Source organism: Streptomyces sp. NPDC037100 (assembly GCF_055606225.1).
The window spans coordinates 33,389-44,756 of the sequence record NZ_JBVJSX010000010.1; the positions used below are offsets into that span (position 1 = coordinate 33,389).

Genomic DNA, 11,368 nt, shown 5'->3' on the forward strand with positions numbered 1-11,368 from the left:
ACCACACCAGGAGGAACTGTGAGCAGCGATCGGGACGGGATCCGCGGGGGCTGGGCGACACCCGGCGATGACCAGACCGACGCGGAGTCCGCGGTCGAGACGACGGGTGAGTTCACCATCGACTATGCGCCGCCCGCCTGGTACACGCAGAACGCCTCGGGGCGTTCGTCCTCGAGGCAGGGGACGTCTGAGGACACCAGTGCTTCGGGGACGCCCGGTTCCGGGCCGGGGGCTTCCGGTGTGCCCGGCGGCTCCGGGGCGGACGATGCTGCCGGTGTGCCCGGCGGCTCCGGAGCCGCTGGGGCCGCCGGGGTGCCCGGAGGCCCCACCGCGCCGAACGGGCCCGTGCCGCCGCTGCCCGGGCTGACTCGGCCGGCGCATGCCAATCCTTCCGGTGGGCCCTCGTCCCTGCCGACCTCTCTGCCGGGGCAGCCCTCCGCACCGGCTCCGGCACCCGGGGCGCCCTTCACTCCTCCCGCGCCGGCTCCCGCTCCGGGCGCCCCGTTCACGCCTCCCGCGCCCGCGCCAAGTGCACCCTTCGCGCCGCCGGTGCCGCCCGCGCCCTCTTCGGGGGGCCCTTCGGCCGTGCCCAGGCTTCCGATGGGGAGCGGGTTCGAGCCGCAGGGGTCGCCGCACGGGGACCAGTCTCCGGGGCAGGCCGAGGCACCCGCGGGAGATGCGGCCTCTCCTACGGCCGTGCCGCACATCCCCGTCGGTGGGTATCAGTCGCAGTGGACGCCGCCGGCTCCGCCCCAGGCCCCGGCCGTTCCCGAGACTCCGGCGACTCCGCCTGCCGCTCCGATGACTCCGCCTGCCGCTCCGACGGCTCCGGCCACTGCCGAGGCTTCGAGCGCTCCGGAGGCTTCGGCCGCGGCGGCTTCCGATGACGCCGCGGAGCCGGAGAACGGCGATCTGGAGAGCGGTGCCACCATGCGCTTCTCCGCCGTCGCCCTGAAGCGTGAGATCGAGGAGCGTGCCGCGGCGGAGGCGGCTTCCGCGCCCGATGCCCCCGAAACCACCGACGCACCCGAGGTCACCTCGGTGACCGAGGCGACCGAGGCGACCGAGGCGAAGGAGGCGAAGGACGCCGACGACACCGGTGGCGGAGTCCCTGCCGACGACGCGGAGGACGCCGCTCCCCCTGTGGAGGTGGACGACTCGGCCGCGGTTTCGGATTACGCGCTCGACGTGAACTCCTTCACCGACGTGCCGCCACCGCTCGCTGAAACCGAGTCAGAGACCACGCGGCCCGAAGCGGAGGACGTGGCCGCCGGGGCCCTCGAGCCGCAGGGTGCAGACACCGAGGACACCGAGCCCCAGGACGCCGAGCCGGAAGACGCGCAGTCCTCGGACGCCAAGGCCGACGGGGCTGACGCCGAGCAGGTGCGGATCGAGGACACGCGGACCGACGAGGTTAAGCCCGACGACGCACAGCCCGAGGGCCTGACGTCCGAAGACGCACCGTCCAAGCACGTGCTGCCCGGCTCGGACGAGCCCGTGGAAACGGTACCGGCCGGGGCCGAACGCGGGGACGAGGACTCGGTGGCGCCCGCTGCCGAGCCGGCCGACGCGCCCCCCGCCGACAGCGCTCCCGCGCAGAGCGGGCCTGAGGACGCCGCACCGGCCGCACCGCCCGTCCCGGCCTCCCCCGACGCCTCACACGGCACGCCGTCCGACGTCACTCCCCCTCCCCCGCTGGGCGTACCGCCGCTGCCGCCGTCGTACCAGCCGGCCGCTCCGGCCCCGGCGAACGAGTGGCCCGCCCAACCACAGCAGCAGCCGTCGGCGCAGCCCTCGGACCCGAACACGCCCGCTCAGCCGCAGCCGACGGCCGCACAGGGACAGCCCCCGGTGCCGCCGCAGCCCTCCGTGCCGGCACAGCAGCCGCCGTTCCAGCCGCAGGCGCCGCAGCCCGCGCCCGCCGCGTGGAACCAGCCTGCCGCGCCCACGCCGCCCAGCCAGCCGCCCGCCCAGCCCACACCGCAGCCCGGCGGCTACGGCTTCCCGCAGCAGGGCACTCCGCCCACTGCCCCGCCTGCTGCCCCGCCCGCTCCGCAGGGCTCCTACGGCTTTCCGCACCCCGGCGCACCCACCCCTGCCGCGCCCAACCCCCAGGGCGGCTACGGCTTCCCGCAACAGGGCACCCCGCCCACTGCCCCGCCTGCCCCGCAAGGCGGCTATGGCTTCCCCCAGCCGGGCGCTCCGACCCCGGACGCCCAGCAGCCTCCGGTTCAGCAGCCCCAGAGCGCGCCGGCCCCCATGCCCGAGGCCCAGGGCGGCTACGGCTTCCCCCAGCAGGTCACCCCGCCCACCCCGCAAGGCGGCTACGGCTTCCCGCACCCCGGCGCGCAGCCGCCGCACCCGCAGGCCCAGCCGCAGCCGCACATCCCCCCGCAGGCCCAGCCCCACCTCGAAGGCCCGTCCTCGCAGCCCGACCCGTCCGGGCAGCCGCAGCCGCAGCCGGGCCCACCGCCGCAGCAGCCCGTGGACCCCCGTACCGGGGCCGCTTGGCCGCAGCCCATGCAGCACGACCAGCGGCAGCCGACCAACCCCGGCGTCGCCCCGCTCGGTTACACCGCTGCCGTGGAGTTGTCGTCCGACCGGCTGCTCAACAGCAAGAAGCAGAAGGCGAAGAGCAGCCGTCCGGCGGCCGGTGGCGGTCGGTTCAAGATCGGCGGCAAGAAGGAGGAGGCCGAGCGGCAGCGCAAGCTCGACCTGATCCGCACGCCCGTGCTGTCCTGCTACCGGATCGCGGTGATCAGCCTCAAGGGCGGTGTCGGCAAGACGACCACGACCACCGCGCTCGGCTCCACGCTCGCCACCGAGCGGCAGGACAAGATCCTCGCGATCGACGCCAACCCGGACGCCGGCACCCTCGGGCGCCGGGTGCGGCGCGAGACCGGGGCCACCATCCGTGACCTCGTCCAGGCGATCCCGTACCTCAACTCGTACATGGACATCCGGCGGTTCACGTCGCAGGCGCCCTCCGGCCTGGAGATCATCGCCAACGACGTCGACCCGGCCGTGTCCACGACCTTCAACGACGAGGACTACCGGCGCGCGATCGACGTGCTGGGCAAGCAGTACCCGGTGATCCTCACCGACTCCGGTACCGGTCTGCTGTACAGCGCCATGCGCGGTGTGCTGGACCTCGCCGACCAGCTCATCATCATCTCGACGCCGTCCGTGGACGGTGCGAGCAGTGCGAGCACGACGCTGGACTGGCTGTCCGCGCACGGATACGCCGACCTCGTCTCGCGGTCCATCACCGTCATCTCCGGGGTCCGCGAGACCGGCAAGATGATCAAGGTCGAGGACATCGTGACGCACTTCGAGACCCGTTGCCGGGGCGTTGTCGTCGTGCCCTTCGACGAGCATCTGGCCGCCGGTGCCGAGGTCGACCTCGACATGATGCGGCCGAAGGTGCGGGAGGCGTACTTCAACCTCACGGCGATGGTCGCCGAGGACTTCATCCGCCACCAGCAGGCGCACGGCCTGTGGACGTCCGACGGCAACCCGCCGCCGGTCGCGGCCCCGCCGATGCCCGGCCACGCCATGCCCGGTCAGCCGTACGCCCAGCCGGGTCAGCCCGTGCCCGGTCAGCCCTATGCCCAGCCGGGTCAGCCCTCCCCCCAGCCGGGCGGGCCTGCCCACCCCGGTCAGCAGCAGCCGGTCCCCGGCCAGCAGGTCCCCGGCCAGCCGGGCGCGTACCCCCAGCAGCCTCAGCCCGGGCAGCCGTACGCCCAGCCCGGCCAGCCGTACCCGCAGCCCGGGCAGCCTCATGCCCAGCCGGGCCCCACCCCGGCCCAGCCCGGGCAGCCGTACCCGCAGGCCGCCTACCCCCAGCCGGGACAACAGGGGCAGTCGTGGCAGCAGCCGGAGCAACCGGTGGCCCACCCCGGGCAGCCGTACCCCCAGCCCGGTCAGCCCCCGGCCGCTCCCCCGCAGCCGGGCTACGGCTACCCCCAGTCCGGGGAGCCGGGCTACGGCTACCCCCAGCCCGGGCAGCCGGGTCACCCGGCCCAGCCGGACGGGCAGACCCCGCCGCCCCCGCCTCCGACGCAGTAATCGCCTCACCCGATCGGCCTCTTCTCAGGGGCCGATCCCCTTCGGGCCCGCGCCGCTTCGACTCGGCGCGGGCCTCGGCGCGTTCAGGGGCCAATTCCGTTGCCAGGCCCTGGCCAGGGGCGCGTCAGTGGTCTCGACCAATGAGTGCGGAAAGCTCGCCAATTCGTTATTTCCGCAGGCCACAAGGGGTGAATGTGCCGTTGACGGTGGAGAGGGCCGCTGGTACACACACATCACGCATCTGACAGCTGATCAACCCGTCCTTCCCGTCCGAGCGATGACGTGAGGTCCGACCATGGGCACGAACGATCAGAAACGCAGCCTCCCGCACGGCCTCCGGCTCGTCGCCCTGGCCGGGGCGGCCGCGCTCACCCTCACCGCCGGTCTCGCGACCCCGCTCGACCCGGCGCCCCGGCAGGCCCGGGCGGCCGACGACGGCAAGAAGGTGCTGACCGTCGCGGTGGCGCAGAGCGTGGACTCGCTCAGCCCGTTCCTGGCGGTCCGGCTGCTCAGCACGAGCATCCACCGGCTCATGTACGAGTACCTGACCAACTACGACCCCAAGGACAACCACGCGATCCCGGGCCTGGCCACCAAGTGGGAGCCGTCGGCGGACAAGCTGACCTGGACCTACACGATCCGCGACAACTCCAAGTGGTCGGACGGGCAGCAGGCCACCGCCGAGGACGCGGCGTGGACGTTCAACAAGATGATGACCGACACCGGCGCGGCCACGGCGAACGGCAGCTACGTCGGGAACTTCAAGAAGGTGACGGCCCCGAGCCCCGCCAAGCTGGTCATCGAGCTGAAGAAGCCGCAGGCCACGATGGCCGCGCTCGACGTGCCGATCGTGCCGAAGCACGTGTGGGAGAAGGTCTCGGACTTCTCCGAGTTCAACAACGACAAGAGTTTCCCCGTGGTGGGGAACGGGCCGTTCGTGCTCAGCGGCTACAAGGCCGACAGCCATGTCCGGCTCAAGGCCAACAAGAGCTTCTGGCGGGGCTCGCCGAAGTTCGACGAGCTGGTCTTCCGCTACTACAAGGACCAGGACGCGGCCGTGTCGGCGCTGCGCAAGGGCGAGGTGTCCTTCGTCGCCGGGTCCCCGTCCCTGACACCCGCTCAGGCGGAGTCGCTGAAGGGCGCGGACGACATCCAGGTCAACGACGCCCCGGGCCGCCGCTTCTACGCCCTCGCCACCAACCCGGGCGCGAAGGCGAAGAACGGCGAGAAGTTCGGCGACGGTCACCCCTCCCTGCTGGATCAGCGGGTGCGCCACGCGCTGTTCCGGGCCGTCGACCGTGAGGCCATCATCGACAAGGTGTTCCGGGGCCACGCCGTCGAGGGCGAGGGTTACATCCCGCCCCGCTTCCAGGACTACTTCTGGAAGCCCTCCGCGAGCCGGAAACTGGCGTACGACCCGGCCGTGGCCGCCCGGCTGCTCGACCAGGCAGGGTACAAGAAGAACGGCGACGGCAAACGCGTCGGCAAGGACGGCAAGCCGATCACCTACCGCGTGCTGTGCCACGCCACCGACCCGAACGACAAGGCGGTCGGCAAGTACCTCCAGGAGTGGTGGGGCGAACTCGGCATCGGCGTCGAGCTCAACTGCCTGGACAACGTGACCGACCCGTGGCTCGCCGGCAAGTACGACCTGGCGTTCGACGGCTGGTCGGTCAACCCCGACCCGGACTTCGTGCTGTCCATCCACACCTGCGGGGCGCTTCCGGCGACCCCGAAGGACACGGGTGCGACGGACAACTTCATCTGCGACAGGAAGTACGACGAGCTCTACGCCCGGCAGCTCACCGAGTACGACCCCGCCAAACGGGCGGACATCGTCAAGCAGATGGAGTCGCGGCTGTACGACCTCGGGTACATGAACGTCATGGCGTATCCGAACGCGGTCGAGGCCTTCCGGACGGACCAGATCAAGTCGATCACGACCATGCCGGCGAAGGCGGGCAACATCTACGGCCAGGACGGCTACTGGAGCTGGTGGTCGGCGGTGCCCGCGGACTCCGGCGGCTCCTCCGACAACGCGTCGTCGACGGGGGTCGTGGTCGGGGTCGTCGCGGGTGTCCTGGTCCTGGCCGGGCTGGGCGCCTTCGCGGCGATGCGGCGGCGGGCCACCGCCGAGGAACGCGAGTAGGGCGGCGAGCGGGTACTGATGACCGCTGACGCGACCCCCGCGCTGGTCGAGGACGAGCAGAAAGCGGCCGGGCCGCGGGTACGCCAGAGCTCGGCGTACCCGCGGTACCTGGCGGGCAAGGTGGCCGGTGCCGCCGTCTCGCTGCTGGCCGTGCTCGTGACCAGCTTCTTCCTCTTCCGGCTGATCCCGGGCGACCCGGTGAAGACCATGACGGGCGGCCGTCAGGTGTCGGCGGAGCAGCTGGCGGCCTATCGTGAGGAGTTCGGGCTCGACCTGCCGTTGTGGCGGCAGTTCACCGACTACTGCGGCAAGGCGCTCACGGGTGACTTCGGGACGTCGTACCAGTTCCGCGCCCCCGTCATCGACAAGATCACCGAGGCGCTGCCGAACACCCTGCTGCTCACCGGGACGGCGTTCGTCCTCTACACGGCTCTTGGGATCTTCCTCGGCACGCGCTCGGCGTGGCGGCACGGCAAGCTGGGCGACCGCCTCAACACGGGCCTCGCGCTGACGTTGTACTCCATCCCGTCCTTCTGGCTGGGACTGCTGTTGATCATCGTGCTGTCGGTGGGCATCGGCCCGCTGCCCGGCATGTTCCCGACCGGCGGCATGGAGTCGGGCGGGGAGGAGGGCTTGGCGTACGTCCTGGACGTGGCGCACCATCTGGTGCTGCCGGTGGTGACGCTGGTGGCCGTGGAGTACGGGCAGACGCTGCTGGTCACGCGCTCGGCGCTGCTGGACGAGATGGGCAGCGACTATCTGACGACCGCGCGGGCCAAGGGGCTGCGCGACGACCTCGTACGCCGTCGCCATGCCGTGCCGAACGCGCTGCTGCCGACCGTGACGCTGATCTTCATCAACCTCGGCCGGACGGTGGCGGGCGTGATCCTCGTGGAGACGGTGTTCTCCTGGCCGGGCCTCGGCGGGCTGTTCTACCAGGCGCTGAGCGTGCCCGATCTGCCGCTGGTACAGGGCCTGTTCTTCGTGTTCGCCGCCGCGGTGATCCTGATGAACACCCTCGCCGACCTGGTCTATCCGCTACTGGACCCCCGGGTGGCCCGATGACGACGACGACCGGGACGGTCCCGAGCCCGCGCGCCCTCGCCCGGCAGCGACGCCGGGCGTCCGTCGCCCGCTTCTGGCGGCAGTACCGCTCCCAGCGCGCGGGGCTGTACGGGCTGACGGCGCTGTCGCTGTGCGCGCTGCTGGCGCTGTTCGCACCGCTGTTCGTCGGGTCCGACGTGAGCAGCGTGACCGATGCGCCGGGGCGTCCGATGCAGAGCCCGAGCGCCGAGTTCCCGCTCGGCACCGACCAGTTCGGCCGGGACCTGCTGGGCCTGGTGATCTGGGGTTCGCGGGTGTCGCTGCTGGTCGGGCTCCTCGCCGCCGTGCTGTCGGTGGCGATCGGCACCCTGATCGGGGGGACGGCGGGGCACTTCAAGGGCTGGTACGCGACGGTGATGATGCGGATCACCGACTGGTTCCTGGTCATGCCGACACTGGTGCTCGCGATCGCCCTGGCGACCGTGATGTCCCGCTCGCTGACCACGACCGTCGTGGCGATCGGCGTCACCACCTGGCCGACCACGGCCCGGCTGGTGCGCGCCCAGACCCTGGCGGTGGAGACCCGGCCGTACATCGAGCGGGCGAAGGCGCTCGGCGGGGGCCACTGGCACATCATGTCCCGGCACGTCCTGCCCAATGTCATGCCGCTGGTGCTGGCCCAGACGACCTTGATCATCTCCTCGGCCATCCTCGCCGAGGCGACGCTCGCCTTCCTCGGCCTGGGCGACCCCACGGTCGTGTCGTGGGGCGGGCTGCTCCAGGACGCCCGGGAGGCGGGCGCGGTCAGTGCCGGGGACTGGTGGTACCTGGTGCCGCCGGGCATCGCCATCGCCGTGGTGGCGCTGGCGTTCACGCTGTGCGGGCGGGCCGTGGAGTCGGTCCTCAACCCCAGGCTGGGGGTGTCGCGTTGAGTCTGCTCGACGTCAGGAACCTGACGGTGACGTACGCGGGCGGGGCGGCCGCCGTGCGTGGGGTGGATCTGCGGCTGGACGCGGGCCGGAAGCTCGGCCTGGCCGGCGAGTCCGGCTGCGGCAAGTCGACGCTGGCGCTGGCCCTGCTGCGGCTGCTGCCGGCGGGCGCCCGGATCACCGGGGAGGTGCTCCTCGACGGCGAGGACGTGCTGACCATGAAGTGGGGCCGGGTCCGGGCGGTCCGGTGGGCCGGGGCCTCCATCGTCTTCCAGGGCGCGATGCACTCCCTCAACGCGGTGCACCGCGTCGGCGACCAGATCGCCGAGCCGATCCTGCTGCACCGGAAGGCCACCGCCGCCGGGGCGAAGAGGAAGACCGGCGAGCTGCTGGAGCAGGTCGGGCTGCCGGCCGCCCGCGCGGACGCCTACCCGCACGAGCTGTCCGGCGGGCAGCGCCAGCGCGTCATGATCGCCATGGCCCTGGCCTGCGACCCGCGGCTGATCATCGCCGACGAGCCGACCACCGCGCTCGACGTGATGATCCAGGCCCAGATCCTCCGGCTCATCGAGCAGCTGGTCGCGGACCAGGATCTCGGCCTGATCATGATCAGCCACGACCTCGCCGTCCTCGCCGACACCTGCGACCGGCTCGCGGTGATGTACGCGGGCCGGGTGGTCGAGGAGGGCCCCGCCCGGCAGGTGTACGAGGACGCCCGGCACCCGTACGCCCGGGCCCTGTCGGCGGCGTTCCCGCGCATCGGCGACCCGGCGTCCCGGTTCGCGCCGCAGGGGCTCGCGGGCGACCCTCCGGACCCGGCAGCGCTGCCGTCGGGGTGCACGTTCCATCCCCGGTGTCCGGTGGCGCTGGAGTCGTGTTCCGAAGAGGACCCGGTGCTGCGGGCGGCGGGGCCGGAGCGGCGGGCGGCGTGTGTGCTGGCCGGGCCGCCGGGAGCAGAGGCCCGGCCAGAGCGCGCGACGGCGGGATCCGGGGGCCGGGAGAAGGGCCCGGCCGACGGACCGGGAGCCCTTGAGGAGCGGTCGGCCGGCGGCCCGGAGGCCCTGGAGGAAGCGAGGCGCAGCACGCCATGACCACATCTCCCACGGCCCCCGAGGTCACCACGGCCCCGCTGCTGAGCGCCCGGGGCCTGCACGTCACCTTCCCCGGACGGCACGGCGGCCCCCGGGCCCGGGCGGTGGACGGCGTCGACCTCGACATCCACCCCGGCGAGATCGTCGCGCTGGTCGGCGAGTCCGGCTGCGGCAAGACGACCCTGGCGCGCAGTCTGCTCGGCCTGGTCGCACCGACGGCGGGCCGGGTCACCTTCGACGGCCGCCCGCTGGAGTACTCCGGCCGGTCCCTCAAGGCCTACCGCAAACGCGTCCAGCTGGTCCTGCAGGACCCGAGCGGCTCCCTCAACCCCCGCCACACGGTGTACGGCGCGGTCGCCGAGGGCCTGCGCATCCACGGCCACGGCGGCGACGAACGCACCGCGGTCGCCGAGGCCCTGTCCCGGGCCGGACTGCGCCCCCCGGAGCGCTTCTTCCTGCGCTACCCGCACGAACTGTCCGGCGGGCAGCGCCAGCGGGTGGTCATCGCCGGCGCGCTCGTCCTGGAGCCCGAACTCCTCGTCGCCGACGAACCGGTGGCATCCCTCGACGCCTCGGTACGCGGCGAGATCCTCGCCCTGTTGCTACGACTGCGCACCGAACTGGGCCTGTCCGCCGTGGTCGTCACGCACGACCTGGGCCTGGCATGGAACATCGCCGACCGGGTCGCCGTGATGTACCTGGGCCGGATCGTGGAGACGGGCGCGGTGGAGCAGGTCTTGACGGCACCTCGGCATCCCTACACCCAGGCGCTTCTGTCCGTCCTCCCGGAGGCTCCGGGTGACCCGGTTGTCCTCACGGGTGAACCTCCGGACCCGTCCAGCGTCCCGTCAGGCTGCCGCTTCCACGTGCGCTGCCAGGTCCTGGCGGGCGGCGAGGCGGAACGGGCGGGCGTGGCGGGCGCGTGCAGGGGCCAGGACCTGCCGGTGTTGGGCGGGGGCGGAGAATCGCAGGTGGCGTGTCACTGGGCAGCTCTGCATCGCCCTTAGGGGCGTGGGGCTGTAATGATGTGCGGCTCCGCCGCGTGGGCGCGACAAGCCACAAAGCACACGCAGACGGCCAACAAGGAGACTAGGCAGCCCCCTCGGTCGCCACCAACTCCCTGCACTTCTCGACGTCCTGCCCCATCTGGACCAACAGCGCATCGAGCGTCTCGAACTTCGCCTGCCCCCGCACGAACGCCAGGAAGTCGACCGCGACATGCAACCCGTACAGATCGAGCCCCACCCGGTCGATGGCGTACGCCTCCACCGTCCGTTCGGTCCCCTCGAACTGCGGATTCGTCCCGACGGAGATCGCCGCCGGCATCGCCTCGCCCTGGGCGTGCAGCCAGCCGGCGTACACACCGTCGGCCGGAATGGCCGTGTGCGGCAGCGTCTCGACGTTCGCGGTCGGGAAACCCAGTTCGCGTCCGCGCTGGGCGCCCCGGACGACGATGCCTTCCACCCGGTGCGGACGTCCCAGGATCTCCGCCGCGCCCTGGACGTCGCCCTCGGCGACCAGCCGCCGCGTCAGCGTGGAGGAGAACGGCTCCCCGCCGCCCGCCTCACCTGTCACGTACAGGTCGACGACCTCGACCTCGAAGTCGTAGGTCTTGCCCTGCGTGGACAGGAACTCCACGTTTCCGGCGGCCTTGTGGCCGAAGCGGAAGTTGGGGCCCTCGACGACGGCCTTGGCGTGCAGCTTGTCCACCAGGACCTTGACGACGAAGTCGGCCGGGGACAGCTTCGAGAACTCGGTCGTGAAGGGGAGGATGAGCACCGCGTCCACGCCCAGGTCCGCCATGAGTTCGGCGCGGCGGTGGTGCGGGGCGAGCAGCGGCGGGTGGCTGCCGGGGCGGACGACCTCGCTGGGGTGCGGGTCGAAGGTCACGACGACGGCGGGCACGCCCAGTTCCCGGGCGCGGTCCACGGCATGCCGGATGATCAGCTGGTGACCGCGGTGCACTCCGTCGTAGGAGCCGATGGTGACGACGCTGCGCCCCCAGTCCTGGGGGATGTCCTCCAAGCCACGCCAGCGCTGCACTGTGCCTGCTCCTTGTCGAAAACTCGTCGAACCCGTGTCCGGTC

The 11,368-nt window shown here is 72.4% G+C and carries 7 protein-coding genes and 1 pseudogene; 7 read left to right on the forward strand and 1 reads right to left on the reverse strand.

What is annotated here, in order from left to right:
* Positions 1 to 18: 18 nt before the first annotated feature.
* The 7 genes and pseudogenes from ACZ7EG_RS28885 to ACZ7EG_RS28915 form a co-directional block, all read left to right on the forward strand.
* Positions 19 to 99 (forward strand): annotated as a pseudogene (locus tag ACZ7EG_RS28885) (SCO5717 family growth-regulating ATPase); the annotation flags it as partial.
* Between the two features lie 831 nt (positions 100 to 930).
* The gene (locus ACZ7EG_RS28890; RefSeq protein WP_471085697.1) at positions 931 to 4,068 is read left to right on the forward strand and encodes a nucleotide-binding protein; all 3,138 of its coding nucleotides are present in this window, start codon (positions 931 to 933) and stop codon (positions 4,066 to 4,068) included.
* 295 nt (positions 4,069 to 4,363) lie between these two features.
* Positions 4,364 to 6,217: an ABC transporter substrate-binding protein gene (locus tag ACZ7EG_RS28895; protein WP_471085038.1), complete on the forward strand. Its 1,854-nt coding sequence runs from the start codon at positions 4,364 to 4,366 to the stop codon at positions 6,215 to 6,217.
* Between the two features lie 18 nt (positions 6,218 to 6,235).
* Positions 6,236 to 7,282, forward strand: coding sequence for an ABC transporter permease (locus ACZ7EG_RS28900; protein WP_471085041.1), 1,047 nt, complete (start codon positions 6,236 to 6,238; stop codon positions 7,280 to 7,282).
* On the forward strand, positions 7,279 to 8,193 hold the full coding sequence (locus ACZ7EG_RS28905) for an ABC transporter permease (RefSeq protein ID WP_471085044.1): 915 nt from the start codon (positions 7,279 to 7,281) through the stop codon (positions 8,191 to 8,193). Before ACZ7EG_RS28900 ends, ACZ7EG_RS28905 begins: the two co-directional genes overlap by 4 nt.
* Positions 8,190 to 9,281 carry an ABC transporter ATP-binding protein gene (locus tag ACZ7EG_RS28910; protein ID WP_471085047.1) on the forward strand — a complete coding sequence of 364 codons (1,092 nt, stop codon included), beginning with the start codon at positions 8,190 to 8,192 and terminating at the stop codon, positions 9,279 to 9,281. The genes ACZ7EG_RS28905 and ACZ7EG_RS28910 overlap by 4 nt, the downstream gene beginning before the upstream one ends.
* Positions 9,278 to 10,288: an ABC transporter ATP-binding protein gene (locus ACZ7EG_RS28915; protein ID WP_471085050.1), complete on the forward strand. Its 1,011-nt coding sequence runs from the start codon at positions 9,278 to 9,280 to the stop codon at positions 10,286 to 10,288. Before ACZ7EG_RS28910 ends, ACZ7EG_RS28915 begins: the two co-directional genes overlap by 4 nt.
* 82 nt (positions 10,289 to 10,370) lie before the next feature.
* Here the strand turns inward: ACZ7EG_RS28915 and ACZ7EG_RS28920 are convergent, their stop codons facing one another.
* On the reverse strand, positions 10,371 to 11,324 hold the full coding sequence (locus tag ACZ7EG_RS28920; protein ID WP_471085052.1) for a bifunctional riboflavin kinase/FAD synthetase: 954 nt from the start codon (positions 11,322 to 11,324) through the stop codon (positions 10,371 to 10,373).
* Between the last annotated feature and the right edge of the window lie 44 nt (positions 11,325 to 11,368).

What these genes read in the sequence shown, in the direction of transcription:
- ACZ7EG_RS28900 (WP_471085041.1), top strand. Translation starts at nt 6,236, where the DNA reads ATGACCGCTGACGCGACCCCCGCGCTGGTCGAGGACGAGCAGAAAGCG.
- ACZ7EG_RS28895 (WP_471085038.1), top strand. Translation starts at nt 4,364, where the DNA reads ATGGGCACGAACGATCAGAAACGCAGCCTCCCGCACGGCCTCCGGCTC.
- ACZ7EG_RS28890 (WP_471085697.1), top strand. Translation starts at nt 931, where the DNA reads ATGCGCTTCTCCGCCGTCGCCCTGAAGCGTGAGATCGAGGAGCGTGCC.
- ACZ7EG_RS28915 (WP_471085050.1), top strand. Translation starts at nt 9,278, where the DNA reads ATGACCACATCTCCCACGGCCCCCGAGGTCACCACGGCCCCGCTGCTG.
- ACZ7EG_RS28905 (WP_471085044.1), top strand. Translation starts at nt 7,279, where the DNA reads ATGACGACGACGACCGGGACGGTCCCGAGCCCGCGCGCCCTCGCCCGG.